Genomic DNA, 17,326 nt, shown 5'->3' with positions numbered 1-17,326 from the left:
GACGGCCAGGAGCGGCGGCCTGTTACCCAGCCTTGCGCTCGACGATCCAGGCGTCGATGCGCTGTTCCAGCACCGACATCGGCAACGAGCCCTGCAACAGCACCGCGTCGTGGAACTTGCGCTCGTCGAACCTGTCGCCCAGGGCGTCTTCGGCACGCTTGCGCAGTTCCAGGATCTTCAGCTCGCCGACCTTGTAGGCCAGGGCCTGGCCGGGCCACGAGACATAACGGGCCAGTTCGACCTCGATATTGACCGGCGAGAGGGCGGTGTTGTCGGTGAAGCAGACGCGGGCCTGATCAATGCTCCAGCGCTTCCAGTGAATGCCTGTGTCGGCCACCAGCCGGCAGGCGCGCCACATCTCGTAGGACAGGCGGCCAAACAGCTCATAGGGATCGCGATAGATCCCCATCTCCTCGCCTAGCCATTCCGAATAGAGCCCCCAGCCCTCACCGAAGGCGTTGAAATAGAGTCCCTTGCGGAACTCCGGCGCGTCGGTCTGCTCCTGGGCCAGCGAGGTCTGGATATGGTGGCCCGGTGCCCCCTCGTGCAGCACCAGGGCCGGCAGCTCGTACAGCGCCCGCTGGTCCAGCTCGGAGGTATTGATCATCAGCCCCCCGGCCCGGCCCGTCTTGGGGTCGCCGCCAAAATAGCGGCCGGTGGTGTAGCCCTTCTCGATGCTGGCCGGGACAGGTCGCACGCCATAGGTCAGACGCGGCAGCATGCCGAAATGGGCGGGCAGCTGATCGTCAGCGCGCTTGGCGATCTCGCTGGCCTTTTCCAGCAACTGCTGACGGCTGGTGGCGTAGAACTTGGGGTCCTTGCGCAGATAGGCGATGAACTCGGGCAGCGTGCCAGTAAAGCCGGTCTGGACCATCACCGTCTGCATGCGGCCCCGGATGCGCGCCACCTCGCTCTGGCCGATCGCGTGGATCTGGTCGGGCGTCATGGCCGTTGTCGTGTGGCGACGGGCCAGGAAGGCGTAGTAGCGCTGACCGTCGGGCAGATCGACCGCCGCAGGGCTCTTGGCAGCCTTGGGCAGATACTCCTTTTCCATAAAGGCCACGAAGCCCGCACGGGCCGGGGCGACCTTCTCGGCCAGGATCTTTTCGCCCTGGGCGATCAGGGCCGCCTTGCGGTCGGCCGGCACGCTGGCGGGCAGCGCGCGCAGCGGCGCCAGCAGCGGCTCGTCGGCCACCGGGGTCGCAGCAGTGCGCCGGGCGCGGTCCAGCACCGACTGGGCGGTCGGGATGGCCTGGACAAAACCGGTGGCGATGCCACGCCGGGCATTGGCCAGGTTGGCGTCGTACCAGCCCGAGGTCCTGGCCAGCAGGTCCAGCCACTTGACCGCTTCAGCCTCGCTCTTCAGCCGCATCCCATTGGCGCGGTACAGCAAGGTGACGTCAAAGCCACCGTCGCTGCTGAACGGCATGCGCGACTCGTCGAACGACAGGCCCTCAATGCGCTCGTCCAGAGAGAACTTCAGCAATTGGGCGGTCAGGCGCTGGTCGGGGGTCAGGGTAGTGCTGTCCAGATCGGCCAGCAGTTTGCGCGCCTCGACCAGCTTGGCCTTCTTGGCCGCGTCGGCGGCGGGCCCCACCGGCGGCAGGCGCCAGCGCGCCGCCTCGGCGCCGCCGCCGTCATCGTCCTCGCCCCCGGCATTGGCCGACTCATAGGTCTTAACCGCCTGGGCCAGGCGATCGCCTGCGGGGTTTGCCAGGGCCGTTGTCGAGATCAGGGCCAGGGCCAGTGCGCTGGGCAGGGCCCAGCGGGACAGACGACGATCAATCATGTGGGCTTCCCCGAAAACGCAACCCGAACGGCAAGGTAGAAGCGTTAGATCAGGAATCACAAAGACACCAAAGCCCGCCCGCGCTCAGCGCTTGGTTTGGTCGTCGATAACGGTCTTGAGGGTCTTTAAGAGAAATTGGAGCGGGCGAAGAGATTCGAACTCTCGACCCCAACCTTGGCAAGGTTGTGCTCTACCACTGAGCTACGCCCGCATCCTGATTTCTCGGGTCTCGTTCCACTCTCCAAGAGGGGAGAAATGGAGCGGGCGAAGAGATTCGAACTCTCGACCCCAACCTTGGCAAGGTTGTGCTCTACCACTGAGCTACGCCCGCATCGTGGAAGCGAAAGAACCGCCCCGCGACGAGGAGGCGGCTTATGGCAGAGCGCTTGTTCGTTTGCAAGGGCCGTTTGAGGGGTTGCGAAGCAGGTTCTTTCGGGCGCTCAATCGGCCCCTTGGGGATTGGGGTGCGGAGTTTCGATCTTGCGTCTGTTCGTGTTCGGCCTGGGCTATGTGGGGACGGCTTTTGCGCAAGCCCTGCAGGGCAGGGGCTGGGAAATCGCCGCCACGGCGCGCTCGCCGCAGCAGGCAGATGCCCTGCGCGAGGCCGGGATCACGCCGGCTGATCCGGGCGACAAGGAGGCGATGGCCGCCGCCATGGTCGGCGTCAACGCCGTGCTGATCACCTCCCCGCCCGGCCCGGACGGCTGCGTGGCCCTGGAATCAGTGATTCCCGCCCTGGCCCAGGCGCAGGCCTTTCCCGACTGGATCGGCTATCTGTCGACGACGGGGGTCTATGGCGACTTCGACGGCCGCTGGGTGTTCGAGACCTCGCCGCTGAAGGCCCAGTCGGTCGAAGGCGCCCGCCGCGTGGGGGCCGAGCGCGACTGGCGCCAGGTGGGACGCGGCATGGGCCTGACGGTCACCACCTTCCGCCTGCCCGGCATCTATGGCCCCGGCCGCAGCGCGCTGGACCGCCTGCGGGCCGGCGAAGGCCGCCGGCTGGTCAAGCCGGGCCAGGTGTTCAGCCGCATCCATCTGGACGACATCGTTTCGGGCCTGCTGGCCTCGCTGGACCAGCCGAGGGCCGGCGGGATCTATAACCTCTGCGACGACGAACCGGCCCCGCCGCAGGACGTGATGGAATACGCCGCCGGCCTGCTGGGCGTGCCCGTTCCGCCCGACCTGCCCTTCAACGAAATGGGGCTCTCGCCCGCCACCCGCCGCTTCTACGCCGAGAACAAACGCGTCTCGAACGCCAGGGCCAAGGCGGAACTGGGGTGGGTGCTGAAGTATCCGACCTATCGCGAGGGGTTGCGGGCGATTTTGGCGGGTGGGGGGTGAATTTCGGTTCCGGCTGTCCCCGGTGAAAGCGGATGAGGTTCGAGCGGCGAACTTCGCTTCGTTCGGACAGGGTGGATGGCGGCAACTAAGACGCTATACTCGCCTGCGGCCAAGGAAGCGAAGTTGTGAGCGCAATTATAAGCGGGCTGATCGGCGCCGTCGCTGCGATCGCGCTTGGCGCGTTGGCTGAGCGAACACGGAGGCCAGCCAAAAAACTGCATGACGGTTGGTATAGCCTCCGACCGAGCTGGCTCGTCCATTGCTCCATGGTCTTCTGCACCGGCTTTGCCGGGGTGATCAGCTATTTCCTACTCAAAGGCGGCTCAAGCCGAACAGATGCTTCTATGCAGAACCTTGTTGGCTGCCTGCTCCTTGCGGCTGCTGTTGGAGGAGCAATCTGCATAGGCTCGGCCAACTATTTTAGGACAGTTATGTGGAAAGGAAATAGAATTCGCACGCGGCCGATCCTTGGATCGGAAATTGTCCAGAGATTCAGCGATGTGTCTGAAGTGAAAAGAGCCAAACTTTACGGTGGTTATCGCCTGACATTTCGAGATGGCTCACGACTATGGTTTTTTGAGCATATGCGTGGCGCAAGAGAATTGACCTCTAAGCTGCCAAAACGAGCCCTCTCTAATTTATAGCTAAGACTGCTCAGCGCCCCGGCAGCTTCCTGCCCTTCGCCTCTTGCGTCCACCTGCCCCCCCCCAGGATCCCAATCCGGCAACAGATCCGCAGCCTGCCGCTTCATAGCCAGCAGGACGTGAGACTCAGAAGCGCTCAGGCCAACGCTTGGCACCGTGAAGCAACCTCAGAACCTCGATGCTGTCTGGCTTGACGCGATAGGCGATCAGGAACGGCGTGCGGGGAATGACCAACTCCCGCGTTCCCGGACGACGACCGGGGCGGCCCATGTTCGGAAAGTCGATGAGCTTGGCGACAGCATCGACCACCCGCGCAACCTGGCCTGCAGCGGCGTTGGGACTATCGGTGGCGATCCAGTTTCGCGCTGCGACGAGGTCGCGCACGGCCGGACCCGTCCAGACGAGCCGCACGATTTAAGGCCGCTTCGGCATTGGGCTTTCGTTAGGCCCATCCCAGGACGCCACCCACTCAGCCACCTGTGCGTGATCGACGACATCACCGGCATCGGCGGCCCGCAAACCTTCATCGATCGCAGCAGCCTGCCAATCGCGCACGGCCAGAAACTCGCGCACAGCCTGCTCGATCACCCAAGAACGGGATCGATCAAGGCTGGCGGCGACGGCGGTGACCTGATCATCAAGATCAGACTGCAACTGGATGCTGAAAGGCGCTGATTGGGTCATCGAACTCTCGGAACGGCGCTGGTCAAATCTAACACAGCGCTACAGGCGACGTCGCCTGTTGTTCTTTCGCCTATTGTCCCGCCACAGAGGCCGGCAGACAGCCCCTACTCCTCATCCGGCCCCAGGTCCGCCGCCGCCCAGGCGGCTGCTGACGCCAGGCTCGCGCCCCGCGCCCGGGCCGCCCTCGCCAGACGCCGCGCGACCGGGTCGTCGTCCACCTCGACCAGGCCCCGTGCCTCGGCCACCGCTGCGGTCAGACGCTCAAGGTCCTGCGGGCGCGACAGGCGATGGTCCCCGTCCTTGATCAGGGTGAAGACCACGTCCTGGCTGGTCAGGCCGTTGGCCAGGGCCAGGGCGTGAGTCCACGGCACGTCCGGGTCTGCGCCGCCTTGCAGCACCCGCACCGGCACGTCGATGGCTACCGGCCCCGGCAGGATCGACCACCGCGCGCCGTCCTCCAGCAACTGGCGGGTGATCGGATAGCCGCCGTCGTCATACTCCGAGGGCCGGGTCCAGAAGCCGTCGCGGGTGATGGCGGCGAGGGCCTCGTCAGACAGTTCGGGCGCCATCAGCTTCTCGGTGAAGTCGGGTGCCGGGGCGATCAGCACCATGGCCTTGACCCGCTCGGGCCGGGCCAGGGCGACCAGGCAGGCGATCCAGCCGCCCATCGATGAGCCCACCAGCACCAGCGGCCCCTGCGTTAGCTCATCGATCACCGCCAGGGCGTCATCGCGCCAGCGGCTGATCGTGCCGTCGGCAAAGGCGCCGTCCGACTGGCCATGACCGAAATAGTCGAATCGCAGATAGGCGCCGCCCATCGAGGCGGCCTGTTCGGCCAGGACCTGGGCCTTGGTGCCGGTCATGTCAGAGTGGAATCCGCCCAGCCAGACCACCGTCGGCCCCTCCCCGTCCACGCGGTGATAGGCAATGCGCTGATTGTCGGCCGCAAACAGCCACTCGGGGGATTCGGTCATGGCGCGGCCTTGATCCTTTCGCTAACTAAACCCGTCATCTCAGCTGAGAGTCGCGTGTCCGACATTCCCGCCGATTTCACCCTTCTGCAGGTTACGCCCGAGCTGGAAACAGGCGGGGCTGAACAGACGACGATAGATGTCGCCCATGCCGTCGTCGCGCAAGGCGGCAAGGCGCTGGTCGCCACCAAAGGCGGACGCATGGCCGCCCGGCTGGAGGCCGACGGCGGGCGACTGGCCCACATGCCGGCCCAGTCCAAGAACCCGCTGGTGATGCTGGGCAACGCCGCTCGCCTGATCGACCTGATCCGGCGCGAAAAGGTCAGCCTGGTCCACGCCCGCTCGCGCGCCCCGGCCTTCAGCGCGCTGTGGGCGGCGCAGGCGACGAAAACGCCGTTCGTGGCCACCTATCACGGGGTCTATAACGCCCGCTCGAACCTCAAGCGCTGGTACAATGCGGTGATGACCAAGGGCGACCTGGTGATCGCCAATTCCGAATACACCCGCGCCCACGTGATCGCCGAGCACGGGCTGGACCCCGACAAGGTGGTGGCCATTCCGCGCGGCATCGACCTGTCGCGCTTCGAACCGGGCCTGGTCGGCTGCGACCGGGTCAGCGCCCTGCAGGCCGTCTGGGGCGTCTCGCCCGAAGACCGACGCCTCAAGGTGCTGCTGGCCGGTCGCCTGACCCGCTGGAAGGGCCAGGCCCTGGTGATCGAGGCCATGGCCCGGCTCAAGGCGGCGGGCGATCCGAAGATCCTGCTGCTGCTGGCCGGCGACGACCAGGGCCGCAAGGCCTATCGCGCCGAGCTTGAAGGCCAGATCGCGGCGGCGGGTCTGCAAGAGGATGTGCGCATCGTCGGCCACTGCGACGACATGCCCGCCGCCTATCTCCTGGCCGACCTGGCCATCGCCCCCTCGCTGGAACCCGAAGCCTTCGGCCGCACCGCCGTGGAGCCGCAGGTGATGGGGCGGCCTGTGCTGGCCGCCGACCACGGCGCCGCGCGCGAGACGGTGCTGCACGGCGACACCGGCTGGCTGGTGGCACCCGGCGATCCCGACGCCTGGGCCGCTGCCCTGGCCACCGCGCGCGATGCGGGCGCCTCAAAACGCCAGCGGATGGGCCAGGCGGCCCGCGCCCGCGCCCGGCGGTTGTATTCGGTGGACGCGATGTGCGAAGCCACGCTCAAGGTCTATGCGCGCGTGCTGGAAGCCAGACTTCTGGAGCCCGGCCCCTTGGAGCGACAACGGTGAGCAAGGACATCAAGAAGGTCCTGGTGATCAAGCTGGGAGCCCTCGGCGATTTCGTGCTGGCGCTCGCGGCGATGAAGAAGATCCGCGAAGCTCACCCCAAGGCCAAGATCACCCTGCTGACTACGCCGCCCTTTGAGGCCCTGGCCAAACTCAGCCCCTATTTCAACACCATCGAGACCGACGGTCGGCCCGGCGACTTCGGCGACCTGACCCGCATGCTGGGCCGGCTGCGCGCCGCCCGCTACGACCGCGTCTATGACCTGCAGACCAACAGCCGCACCAACTGGTACTTCCAGGCCCTGCGGCCGTTTGCGCCCCAGTGGAGCGGTATCGCCACGGGCTGCTCGCTGCCTCAGCGCGGCAAGGCGCGACTGACAATGCATACGCTCGAGCGTCAGGCCGACCAGCTGCGCGCTGCGGGCATCTGGCCCGACGCCCCCACAGCGCCGGGCAGCGCCCCGCCGCCGGACCTGTCGTGGATCCTGCGCCGCCACAAGGAAGCCCGCCCCGTGGCCGGCGCTGCCGCGCCGCGCCCCTATGTGCTGTTCGTACCCGGAGGCTCGGCCCACCGGCTGGAAAAGCGCTGGCCGGTCGAGAACTTCGCCCAGCTGGGCTCGCTGCTGAAGGCGCGCGGCCTGGACATCGTGATCATCGGCGGCCCGCAGGAAAGCGCCATGGCGCGCCAGATCCAGAAGGCTGTAGGCCAGGCCCGCGACCTGACCGGCCGCACGGACTTTGCCCAACTGGCCGTGCTGGGTGCCAAGGCGGCGCTGGTGGTCGGCAACGACACCGGCCCCACCCACCTGCTGGCCGCCGCCGGTGCCCCGACCATCGCCCTATTCTCCGACGCATCGGACCCCGACCTGTGCGGCCCCCGTGGCCACGTGGCGGTGATCCGCTCGCCCGACCTCAAGGCCCTGCCCGTCTCGACGGTGGCCAGCGCAGCAATGAGCCTGCTACCTTAATACCCCGCGTAGCGCCCGGGCCGGTGGTTGGCGATGATCACCACACTCAACGCCACCGCCGAGAGAATCGACAGCAGCAGCCTGGTCGGGTCGATCACCGCAAAAGCGGCCGCCACCACCAGGCAATCGGCGACCATCTGCACCTTACCGGCGCTGATGCCGCGCTTTTCTTGCAGATAGAGCGCCAGCACCCCGACCCCGCCAACGCTGGAGCGGTGGCGCGCCAGGGCCAGGATGCCCATGCCGATGATCGTGCCCCCGAAGACGGCGGCGAAGACAGGATCAACGCCCGTCACCCTCAGCCAGTGGGGCATGCCAAACGCCAGCCCCGCCAGCAGCAGGTTGGTGGCCAGGGTCTTGAGGGTGAACATCCAGCCCAGGGCGCGCTGGGCCAGGATACAGAAGGGAATATTGAGCACCAGGAACACCGTGCCCACCGGCCAGTCAGTCAGGTAGGACAGGATCAGGGCCACTCCGGCGACCCCGCCCGTGACCAGGCCGGCAGTCTTCAGCAGGGTCAGACCCACGGCGATGAAGCTGGACCCGATCAGCAGGGCGTGGACGTCTTCAAGGGGCGTGTGGCGGTGCTGGACCATGGGAAAGCCGGCGATATCCGTGGACGAATGAAGGGTCCCGCCTGTCCGTTTCCGTCCCGCGCGGCCTGTCCGCCGCCGGGATCGGCGGCTGATGGCCTGTCTTTAATTGCGCGCCGCTTGATAGGGGGCACCCGACAGGTCATATATCATTCTCTCGCAGCGCGCCTTCGCGCAGCGCGAACATCTTCAACTGTACCGGAGCCGCCCCTATTCGCCGTCCTATGCAAACGCCACCCGTCAAGGACGGGCCGCGTATCAACGATGAAATCCGCGTCCCGCGCGTCCTGCTGATCGACCAGAATGGCGAGAAGCAGGGTGAAATGCCGACTGCGTCCGCTCTTGAAGCGGCCGAGGAAGCTGGCCTGGACCTGGTGGAAATCGTTCCGAACGCCAATCCTCCCGTCTGCAAGATTCTGGACTACGGCAAGTTCAAGTTCCAGGAGCAGAAGAAGAAGAACGAGGCGCGCAAGCGGCAGAAGATCGTCGAGCTCAAGGAAATCAAGCTCCGCCCCAACATCGACAGCCACGACTACGATGTGAAGGCCAAGGCCATGCACCGCTTCTTCGAGGAGGGCGACAAGGTCAAGGTGACCCTGCGCTTCCGCGGTCGCGAAATGGCACACCCGGAACTGGGCATGAAGCTGCTGATCAAGGTCAAGACCGACTTCGAGGAAGTGGCCAAGGTCGAGTACGAGCCCCGCATGGAAGGCCGTCAGATGATCATGATCCTGGCCCCGCGCTGATCTGATCTCTCGACACACCGATCGACAGGAACGCCCCGGACACCGTCCGGGGCGTTTTTCGTTGCGCCCCGCCAGACCGACAACCTCCAAGACCCCTCGACAGAAATTCGCGCCCTGATAGCTTTGGATCCAGTTGGGGGACTATTCAGCGTGATCACGAAGCGTTTGGCCGCGACAGCGGCGTGTCTGACCATGCTTGTCGCTGCGCCGACCAGCACAGCGGCAACGGAGAAGACGCCTCTGGCCGCCTATGGCGGCTTGCCCAACATCGAACAGCTCGAAATCTCGCCGGATGGAACCAAGCTCGCCGTGGTTGTCACCAACCAGGAAAACCGGGCGATCGTCGTTCGTGGCGCGACCGAGGACAGCAAGGCCGAGAGGGTCTTGCTGTTCGACAATCAGAAGCTGCGCAGCGTGCGGTGGGCCGGGGAGGACCACCTGCTGATCACCACCTCGCAGGTCTTCGAGTCCCTCAGTATCCAGGGGCCCAAGCGCGAATACCTGATGGCCTTCGACTACAACCTCGTCACCGGCAAGCAGACCAAGCTGATGACGAAGCTGCCTGGCACCCTGAGCGTGGTCCTGGGTCCTCCGGAAGTGCGGATCATCAACGGCGTCCCCTATGCGCTGGTCGAAGGTATTCACTTCGTTGATATCCAGGGCCGCAACAGCCTGTTCCGGATCAACCTGAAGACCGGCTTTCACTCGAAAATCGACCTCGGCGGCGATGTCGATACCGATGACTGGCAGGTCGGCCCGGATGGCGCGCCCCTGGGCCAGACCCTCTATAATGAAAAGCGCCAGGCCTGGACCCTCAAGGTGCGCGGCGAGAAGGACTTCAACATCGTCGAGCGGGCCAGTCTGCCGATGGGCTCCAGACAGATCCAGGGCCTGGGGCGTGACGGGCGATCCGTTGTGGTCTGGGTCGACGATCCGGCCAATCCCGACCAGACGATCCTACGAGAATACCGGGACGACGGCAGCAAGACCGATGTTCCCGGCTCAGCCGAGTTTGAAGGGCTGATCTTCGCGCCCGGCGACTCCCGGCTGATCGGCGGGGTCAAGCAGGTGGGAGATGTCGCGCAGTATGAGTTCTTCGACCCCAAGGATCAGGCCGCCTGGCAGACGGTGCTCAAGGCCTTTCCCGGCGACCAGGTGGCGCTGACCTCCTGGTCCGACGATCGTCGCAAGGTGGTGGTGATGGTCGATTCGCCGATGGTCGGCCCGGCCTACGCCCTCGTCGATCTCAACACCAAGAGCGCCCACTGGCTGGGCGACATCTATCGTGGACTGCACTCCGACAGCGTCTCGGAGGTGCGACCGGTCCGCTACAAGGCCGCCGACGGGCTTGAGATCAACGGCTACCTCACCCTGCCTAAGGGACGAGACCCCAAGAACCTGCCGCTCGTCGTGTTCCCGCACGGCGGGCCAGAAGGGCGCGACACGCTCGGCTTCGACTGGCAGGCCCAGGCGATGGCCTCTCGCGGCTATGCCGTCCTGCAGCCCAATTTCCGGGGCTCGGAGGGCTATGGCCGGTCCTTCCTCGAAGCCGGCTTTGGCCAGTGGGGCAAGAAGATGCAGACCGACCTCTCTGACGGTGTGCGCGACCTTGCGGCGCAGGGCATCATCGATCCCAAGCGGGTCTGTATCATCGGCGGCAGCTATGGCGGCTATGCGGCCCTGGCCGGCGCAACGATCGATCCAGGCGTCTATCGTTGCGCGGTTTCAGTCGCAGGCCCGTCGGATCTGAAACGCTTCCTCGACTACACGGGCTCGCGTTATGACGGACCCAACTCAGCCATGCGCTACTGGCTGAGGTTCATGGGTGCCGACGGCGTTCGCGATCCGGACCTGGCAACCGTCTCGCCGGCGCGACTGGCTGACAGGGCGACCATTCCGATCCTGCTGATCCACGGCAAGGACGACACGGTGGTCCCCTATGATCAAAGCGAGCTGATGGCGGCCGCGCTCAAACGCGCCGGGCGCACCGTCGAACTGGTCACGCTGGACGGCGAAGACCACTGGCTCTCCCGTGGCGCAACCCGGCTGACCATGCTGACCGCGACGGTCGAGTTTCTGGAGAAGCACAATCCGCCGGACTGACCGCTAGAGCCTTGTGAGGGATCAAGATCCTGGCCCGGCGCTGATCTGATTTCTGGACATACTGATCGACAGGAACGCCCCGCGACATGGTCCGGGGCGTTTTTTGTTGCGCCCCGCCAGACGGACAACCCACAAGGCCACTCGACAGACACTCGCGCCCTGATAGATTTGATCCAGTTGGGGGACTAAAGGCCGTGATCTTGAAACCGTATCTGGCGGCCGTCGTGCTGTGCCTGGCCAGCCTCTGCTCTCCCGCATGGGCGCAGCGGCCTGATCCGCTGGCGGCCTATGGCCGTCTGCCCAATCTGGAAAGCGTGAAAATTTCCCCGGACGGCAAGCTGCTGGCGGTGACGATCTCGGATGGCCAGCAGCGCTTCCTGATGATCCGCAAGCCGGATGGAACTAACGTCATCGGGATCAAGATGGGCACAGCCAAGGTGCGCAACGTCCAATGGGCCGGACCCGGACATGTGCTGGTCGTCTCGTCCAAGACCGCAGAGGTGCACGGTCTGTCAGGACCCAAGCGCGAATACTACATGGCGCTGGACTTCAACGTCGCCACCGGCAAGCAAACCATGCTGCTGAACAACCAGTCGGACTCCATGAACGTCGTGGTTGCCCCCCCGATGGTTCGAACGATTGACGACGCGCCCCATGCCTTTCTGGAAGGCATACACTTCGTCAACAACAGGGGTCAGAACACCCTTTATCGCGTTCAGCTCGACACCGGCGTCACCCGAATGCTGGATTACGGTGCCGGCGAGGACACAGACGGCTGGTTGGTTGACGCCTCGGGTGATCCTGTCGCTCAATCCCTCTATGATCAGAGGAAGGGGCTTTGGTCCCTGAAGATGAAGATCAACAGGACCTGGAAGACCGTCGATCAGGCCGTGGCACCGATGGGCTCTTATGGGCTTTCCGGCTTCGGGCGAGACGGCAAGTCTGTCCTGATCTGGAAAACCGACGAAAAGCACGAGACGCTCCTCACCGAGTATGCCGTCGATGGCTCCCGCACCGACCTGCCCAAAGGCGTGGATCTGGACGGATTGCTCCATGACCCAGCCACACTGGGCCTTCTGGGCGGCCTTAGTCTGGTGGGAGACGACCTGCGCTACACCTTCTTCGACGCCAAGAGCCAGGCGGCCTGGAATGCCGTGGTCGAGGCCTTTGCGGGAGACCGCGTGAGCCTTTCATCCTGGTCGCAGGACCGCCGCAAGATCGTCGTCTATGTCGACTCCGCCATTGACGGCCCGGCCTACGCCCTGATCGACCTGGACGCGCAGAGCGCCAGCTGGCTGGGCATGGTCTATCATGATATCCCGCCCGAGGCGATCTCGCCCGTCAGATCGATCCGCTACAAGGCCAAGGATGGCCTGGAGATCACCGGCTACCTCACCTTGCCGCGTGGCAAGACAGCCAAAAACCTGCCGCTGGTCGTGCTGCCGCATGGTGGCCCCGAGGGACGCGACACCCCCGGCTTCGACTGGTGGAGCCAGGCCCTGGCTTCACGTGGCTATGCGGTGCTGCAGCCCAATTTCCGCGGCTCGGAAGGCTTTGGCTGGGACTTCATCCAGGCCGGCTTTGGCCAGTGGGGCAAGGCCATGCAGACCGATCTGTCGGACGGCGTGCGCGACCTGGCCGCCCAGGGCCTGATCGACCCAAAGCGCGTCTGCATCGTCGGTGCCTCCTATGGCGGCTACGCAGCCCTTGCAGGGGCCACCATGGACAAGGGCGTCTATCGCTGCGCCACATCGGTCGCCGGCCCGTCCGACCTCAAGCGCATGCTGCAGGACAACCAGAAGCGCTACGAGACCACCAGCAATTCGGGGATGCGCTATTGGCTGAGGTTCATGGGCGCTGATGGCCTCAAGGACCCGGACCTGGCGACGATCTCGCCCGCCAAGCTTGCCGATCAAGCCGACATCCCGATCCTGCTGATCCACGGCAAGGACGACACCGTGGTCCCCTATGAGCAAAGCCTGATCATGGCGGCAGCCCTTAAGAAGGCCGGCAAGCCCGTGGAGTTCGTCACCCTGAACGGCGAGGATCACTGGCTGTCCAGCGGTGCCACCCGGCTGACTATGCTGACCTCCACCGTCGCGTTCCTGGAAAAGCACAATCCGCCGGACTGAGGCGATCCGAAGGCTGATCCTTCCTTGTAGTGCTTGTGCGTCACCGGTTCACGAGGCCAGACTCTCGCTCATGGCGCGACCCAAGTTCAACATCACCGATCTCCGCCAAATCGGTTGGACACACTGGGATCCTCTTGATCTGAAGGACATTGAGGCGTTGATCCGCGCACACGCCAAATGGCCCGACGACGAATATGACACTTACCTGTTGAAAGCCGCCGGCGACCTATGGAACGGCAAGACCGAGCAGGCAGTGGCAGACTATCTCATACATTTTGAGGTCGACCAGATGGGGCTGTTGGCTACACCGACTAGCCGCGAACAAGCAGCACGAGTTGCATCGGCGATAGGCGAATACGTCCAAGCTTTGCGAACCCGAACGGTCGATTAGCATACCGGACAAGGTAGGTCAGGTCAGGCTGGTGCCATTCGCCCGCCTCCCGCCCTCATCCGAAGGTCGGTCTATCCGCAAGGACGGTCGCCACGGCGGACAATCGGAGCTACACCGCGCAGGGTCATGACCCTGCCCACCAGCCCCGCCCACGAAACGCCGAAAACCAGCCCCCGCGCCCTCTACGTGCTGCTGCTGGTGGTGTTCATCAATCTGGTGGGCTTCGGGATCGTGATCCCGTTGCTGCCCTTCTACGCCAAATCACTGGACGCCGCGCCGTGGCAGATCACGGCGCTGTTTTCGGCCTATAGCCTGGGCCAGTTCTTTGCCGAGCCCTTCTGGGGCCGGCTGTCGGACCGCATCGGCCGGCGACCGGTGCTGATCATCACCATCCTGGCCAATACCGCCTCCTATGTGGCCCTGGCCTTTGCGCCGAACCTCTGGACGGCCTTCGCGATCCGGCTGGTGGGCGGGTTCGCCACCGGCAATATCTCGACCATCCAGGGCTACATGGCCGACGTCACCCCGCCGGAGCAGCGCGCCGGGCGGATGGGCCTGTTGGGAGCGGCTTTCGGTGCCGGCTTCGTCATTGGCCCAGCCCTGGGAGGGCTTCTGGCCCATCCCGAGGCGGGCCATCTGGGCTTCCAGATCCCTCTGTTTGCAGCGGCGGGCCTGTCGGCGCTGGCCTCGCTGGGGGTCTTTCTGTTCGTGGTCGAAAGCCGCTCGCCAAGCGCGCCCGACGCGCCCCAGCCCCATCGCCGCGCCGCCCTGGAAGCGGCCCGGGCCCATCCGGTGCTGTCACGCATCCTGCTGGTGACTCTGGTCTCGACCGCCGCCTTCGCAGGCATGGAATCGATCTTCGGCCTGTGGACTGACGCGCGCTTTGGCTGGGGGCCGCAACAGGTGGGGCTGTGCTTCGCCGTCATCGGTATCGTCGCCTCCATCGGCCAGGGCGCGGTGACCGGGCGCCTCGCCCGGCGCTTTGGCGAACCGCGCGTCCTGATTGTGGGCCTGTCGATCATCACGCTCAGCCTGACCATCACCCCCTTCGCGCCCAACGGGGCGGCCGTGCCCCTGTTCGTGGGCCTCACGGCTTTTGGCCAGTCCCTGGTCTTCCCCTGCGTGGCGGCGCTGATTTCCCGCTCTACCGGACCCGACCAGCAAGGCGCCATGCTGGGCCTGAACATGGCGGCAGGCTCGCTGGCCCGCATGACCGGCCCACTGCTGGCCGGACCGCTGTTTGGCCTCGTCATCGGGGGCCCCTACTGGTTCGGCGCTCTCCTCACCCTGCCCGCGATCTGGCTGGCGGTGCGGATCGCCAGAGCCACCCGTACGGCGGCGTGAACGCTGGCAGCGCCTCGACAACCCTGACGCGCACCTCTAGCCTCTGCGTCTGACGGGCGGGGGTTTGAGATGTTCAAGGCGTTTCTAGGCGTATTTCTGGCCCTTGCGGTAGGCGTAAGCGGCGCGATCAGCGCGCCCGTCGAGGCTTACGGTCGCCTGCCCGCCATGGCAGGGGTCGACATCTCGGCCAACGGCCAGACCTTGGCCTATATCGTAAACGAGGGCGGAAGCTCACATATCGTCATCCAGGGGGTCGATGGAACCGTCGCCCACTCCCTCAATATGGGCGATCGCAAGGTGCGGTCCGTGTCCTGGGTGGGCAACAGCCACGTGATCATTCAGGTCTCCTCCACTGCGAATATTCCGGGTGTGGCCTTTGTCGGCGAGTACTTTCAGGCCCTGAGCCTGAACGCCAAGACCGGGGCCATCGTCCAGTTGCCCAAGCGCTCGGACGACAGCGTTCTGAACGTGCTTTGGGAAACCCCCTATGGCGGTTCCTATGATGGGAAGACGGTGATCTGGGCTGGCCTCTATGCCAAAGAGGCCTACGCCGATCAGGATGGTCACTACGATCTCTACCGCATGGACCCCGATACGGGCGTCAGCCGCCGCCACCAGATGGGGGACAATGAAACCGATAGCTATCTGGCCCGCCCCGACGGCACGGTGCTGGCCCGCACCCGGTTCCGCGCACGCGACGGACGCTGGAGCCTGGACTTGCGCCGTGACGGTGCCTGGAGCGTGGCCTATTCCATCGTAGCGCCTCTGGACCATCCGTATGTCGAGGGGCTGACCTTTGACGAGAGCGCTATCATTCTGTCGATGTGGGACACCGAGACCAAGCGGTGGACCAATGCGCCTGTCGCACTGGCCGATGGCAAGCTGGGCGAAATCACGACGCCCGAAAAAAACTCTGACCTGATCACCGACGGCCAGAACCGCATCATTGGTTCGACGTTTGAAGGGGTCTATCGCGAGTACGAGTTCACCGAACCCCGCATGAAAGCGACATGGGCCCAAGTGCGCCAGGTGTTCGGCGGTCGCCAGATCGCACTCTCAGCGCATACGCCAGACTTCGCCAAGCTTGTGATCTATGTCGAAGGCACTGGCGAGCCTGGTAGCTACTACCTCGTCGATCTGGCCGCCAAGAAGATCAAGCGGATCGGCGCCGCCTATCCGGGCCTGACCGGCGCCGACATCGCCCAGGTCCAGGCGATCAAGTATCAAGCGGCCGACGGGCTGGAGATCAACGGCTATCTGACGCTGCCCAACGGCAAGGCGGCCAAGGACCTGCCGCTGATCGTCCTGCCGCACGGCGGTCCGCAAGCGCGCGACAGCGCCGGCTTCGACTGGTGGGCCCAAGCCCTGGCCTCGCGCGGCTACGCCGTACTGCAGCCCAACTTCCGGGGATCCTCCGGCTATGGCCGCGCCTTTACCGAGGCCGGCTATGGCGAGTGGGGCGGCAAGATGCAGACCGACCTGTCGGACGGTGTTCGCACCCTGGCCAAGGCCGGGACCATCGACCCCAAGCGGGTCTGTATCGTCGGCGGTAGCTATGGCGGCTATGCGGCCCTAGCCGGCATCACCCTAGACAAGGGAGTCTATCGCTGCGCGATCTCGGTAGCTGGCGTTTCCGACATGGCCAAGATGCTCGAGAAATCGATCAGCCAGGCCAGCAGCGAAAGCACTGAAGTCCGCTACTGGAAGCGCTACATGGGCGTAACGTCGCCGTCCGACCCCAGGCTGGCCCAGCGTTCACCCGTGAACTTCGCCGCCCAGGCTGATGGTCCCGTGCTGTTGATACACGGCAAGGACGACACGGTGGTCTATTTCGACCAGAGCACCGACATGCGTCGCGCCCTCGAAAAGGCGGGCAAGCCCGTGGAATTCGTCACCCTCAAGGCCGAGGATCACTGGCTTTCCCGTGAAGCGACCCGCCAGCAGACTCTCACCTCGATGGTCACCTTCCTGGAGCGGCACAATCCACCCCAATAGGCCTGGTCGCTATAAGGCGCACCACCGCCAGGCGCTCTGCCCTTGCCTTCCCCGACTCTTTCCCGTACTAACCCCGCCTTTCCGGAACCGCCTGGCTTATTGGCATGCCATGGCGGTTCGTCTTGCTATCCCAGAGGACGGGGCGAAAGCTCCGACGCGAAATGCCTAAGTTGAAGACCAAGTCAGGCGCGAAGAAGCGCTTCAAGATCACGGCCACGGGCCTGCTGAAAGCCGGCGTCGCCGGCAAGCGTCACCGTCTGATCGGCCATAACGGCAAGTACATCCGCCAAAACCGCGGCACGAAGGTCATGAGCGAATCCGACGCCAAGACCATCCGTTCGTACCTGCCCTACGGCCTTTAAGAGGAGCGCTGA

Annotated in this window: 16 protein-coding genes and 2 tRNA genes; 11 read left to right on the top strand and 7 right to left on the bottom strand. The window is 65.0% G+C overall.

The annotated features are described in order from the left end of the window. Positions 1-22: 22 nt before the first annotated feature. The 3 genes from ACW179_RS12005 to ACW179_RS11995 all read right to left on the bottom strand — a co-directional run bounded on the left by ACW179_RS12005 (position 23) and on the right by ACW179_RS11995 (position 2,120). A complete protein-coding gene (locus tag ACW179_RS12005; RefSeq protein ID WP_492059738.1) occupies positions 23-1,789 on the bottom strand; it encodes a DUF885 domain-containing protein in 1,767 nt (588 codons plus the stop codon). Between the two features lie 136 nt (positions 1,790-1,925). After that, a tRNA-Gly gene (locus ACW179_RS12000) sits at positions 1,926-2,000 on the bottom strand. Positions 2,001-2,045: 45 nt separating this feature from the next. Continuing rightward, positions 2,046-2,120: transfer RNA gene (locus ACW179_RS11995), tRNA-Gly, on the bottom strand. Positions 2,121-2,269: 149 nt separating this feature from the next. Between ACW179_RS11995 and ACW179_RS11990 the strand changes: the two genes are divergently transcribed. Together ACW179_RS11990 and ACW179_RS11985 are read left to right on the top strand one after the other, a co-directional pair. Continuing rightward, positions 2,270-3,130 (top strand): SDR family oxidoreductase, encoded by an 861-nt coding sequence (locus ACW179_RS11990; protein WP_492059737.1) that lies wholly within the window; start codon positions 2,270-2,272, stop codon positions 3,128-3,130. 125 nt (positions 3,131-3,255) lie between these two features. Beyond that, positions 3,256-3,774 carry a hypothetical protein gene (locus ACW179_RS11985; protein ID WP_492059736.1) on the top strand — a complete coding sequence of 173 codons (519 nt, stop codon included), beginning with the start codon at positions 3,256-3,258 and terminating at the stop codon, positions 3,772-3,774. A 126-nt stretch (positions 3,775-3,900) separates the two neighbouring features. Here ACW179_RS11985 and ACW179_RS11980 read toward each other — a convergent pair whose 3' ends face one another. The 3 genes from ACW179_RS11980 to ACW179_RS11970 all read right to left on the bottom strand — a co-directional run bounded on the left by ACW179_RS11980 (position 3,901) and on the right by ACW179_RS11970 (position 5,432). Then, positions 3,901-4,185, bottom strand: coding sequence for a type II toxin-antitoxin system RelE/ParE family toxin (locus tag ACW179_RS11980; RefSeq protein ID WP_492059735.1), 285 nt, complete (start codon positions 4,183-4,185; stop codon positions 3,901-3,903). Between the two features lie 3 nt (positions 4,186-4,188). Further along, entirely contained in the window at positions 4,189-4,458 is a 270-nt protein-coding gene (locus ACW179_RS11975) for a CopG family ribbon-helix-helix protein (protein WP_492059734.1), read from the bottom strand. A gap of 104 nt (positions 4,459-4,562) precedes the next feature. Further along, positions 4,563-5,432: an alpha/beta fold hydrolase gene (locus ACW179_RS11970; RefSeq protein WP_492059733.1), complete on the bottom strand. Its 870-nt coding sequence runs from the start codon at positions 5,430-5,432 to the stop codon at positions 4,563-4,565. Positions 5,433-5,486: 54 nt separating this feature from the next. Here ACW179_RS11970 and ACW179_RS11965 point away from each other — a divergent pair, with 54 nt between their 5' ends. Together ACW179_RS11965 and ACW179_RS11960 are read left to right on the top strand one after the other, a co-directional pair. Continuing rightward, the gene (locus ACW179_RS11965) at positions 5,487-6,683 is read left to right on the top strand and encodes a glycosyltransferase family 4 protein (protein WP_492059732.1); all 1,197 of its coding nucleotides are present in this window, start codon (positions 5,487-5,489) and stop codon (positions 6,681-6,683) included. Continuing rightward, positions 6,680-7,648: a glycosyltransferase family 9 protein gene (locus ACW179_RS11960; RefSeq protein WP_492059731.1), complete on the top strand. Its 969-nt coding sequence runs from the start codon at positions 6,680-6,682 to the stop codon at positions 7,646-7,648. The genes ACW179_RS11965 and ACW179_RS11960 overlap by 4 nt, the downstream gene beginning before the upstream one ends. Here the strand turns inward: ACW179_RS11960 and ACW179_RS11955 are convergent. Continuing rightward, a complete protein-coding gene (locus ACW179_RS11955) occupies positions 7,645-8,244 on the bottom strand; it encodes a YitT family protein (protein ID WP_492059730.1) in 600 nt (199 codons plus the stop codon). The genes ACW179_RS11960 and ACW179_RS11955 overlap by 4 nt on opposite strands. Before the next feature lie 221 nt (positions 8,245-8,465). Here ACW179_RS11955 and infC point away from each other — a divergent pair, with 221 nt between their 5' ends. From infC to rpmI, 7 genes are all read left to right on the top strand, one after another. Then, entirely contained in the window at positions 8,466-8,987 is a 522-nt protein-coding gene (gene infC / locus ACW179_RS11950; RefSeq protein WP_492059729.1) for a translation initiation factor IF-3, read from the top strand. Positions 8,988-9,137: 150 nt separating this feature from the next. Beyond that, the gene (locus ACW179_RS11945; RefSeq protein ID WP_492059728.1) at positions 9,138-11,090 is read left to right on the top strand and encodes an alpha/beta hydrolase family protein; all 1,953 of its coding nucleotides are present in this window, start codon (positions 9,138-9,140) and stop codon (positions 11,088-11,090) included. 197 nt (positions 11,091-11,287) lie between these two features. Next, entirely contained in the window at positions 11,288-13,222 is a 1,935-nt protein-coding gene (locus tag ACW179_RS11940; RefSeq protein WP_492064306.1) for an alpha/beta hydrolase family protein, read from the top strand. A 70-nt stretch (positions 13,223-13,292) separates the two neighbouring features. Next, positions 13,293-13,613, top strand: a complete 321-nt coding sequence (locus ACW179_RS11935; RefSeq protein ID WP_492059727.1) for a hypothetical protein — start codon at positions 13,293-13,295, stop codon at positions 13,611-13,613. Positions 13,614-13,739: 126 nt separating this feature from the next. Beyond that, entirely contained in the window at positions 13,740-14,957 is a 1,218-nt protein-coding gene (locus ACW179_RS11930; protein ID WP_492059726.1) for an MFS transporter, read from the top strand. 69 nt (positions 14,958-15,026) lie between these two features. Further along, positions 15,027-16,952, top strand: coding sequence for a S9 family peptidase (locus ACW179_RS11925; RefSeq protein WP_492059725.1), 1,926 nt, complete (start codon positions 15,027-15,029; stop codon positions 16,950-16,952). A 161-nt stretch (positions 16,953-17,113) separates the two neighbouring features. Next, entirely contained in the window at positions 17,114-17,314 is a 201-nt protein-coding gene (gene rpmI / locus ACW179_RS11920) for a 50S ribosomal protein L35 (RefSeq protein WP_007672148.1), read from the top strand. The last annotated feature ends 12 nt before the right edge of the window (positions 17,315-17,326 follow it).

The organism is Caulobacter sp. AVps18, from assembly GCF_058681425.1.
Note: the sequence above shows the minus strand (reverse complement) of the source record. Positions and strands in the feature narration are given on the sequence as shown.